This is a genomic window from Paracoccus bogoriensis (genome assembly GCF_019431455.1).
GTDB classification, from domain to species: Bacteria; Pseudomonadota; Alphaproteobacteria; order Rhodobacterales; family Rhodobacteraceae; genus Paracoccus; species Paracoccus bogoriensis.
The window spans coordinates 1-422 of record NZ_JAHYSR010000067.1; the positions used below are offsets into that span (position 1 = coordinate 1).

Here is a 422-nt window from a genome sequence, read left to right on the forward strand (position 1 = left end):
TGTCGAAGAGCATCCTGGAGGGCCTCGACGAGATCCTCACCGTGATCCGCCTGGGCTTGCCGCCCGAGCTGCGGCGCGCGGCTCTCCAGCACCAACATCATCGAGCCCATGAACGCGTTCGGCGGGGCGGCCGTCCACCGGAAGGCCGCCTTTCCCGCCTCACTCAGGCAGGTCTGCCGCAACGTGACGCGTTGGCACGACGCGACGATGGCCTTGCGCTGGACCGCCGCCGGCATGCTCGAGGCCGCCAAGGGCTTCCGGCGCCTCAAGGCCCACAAGCAGCTGCCCATCCTCAAGGCCGCCCTCCTGCGCCACCGCGAGGCAGACCCCGCCACCGGCGTCGACCACACCGCAGCGGCCGCCTAACCATGAGCCCGGCAACGCTGCCCCGACCCGATTTCAACATTCATCGGGACATCCCC

Annotated in this window: 1 pseudogene; it reads left to right on the plus strand. The window is 69.9% G+C overall.

The annotated features are described in order from the left end of the window. Positions 1-366, plus strand: a pseudogene (locus KY389_RS15095) (hypothetical protein); the annotation flags it as partial. Positions 367-422 lie beyond the last annotated feature (56 nt).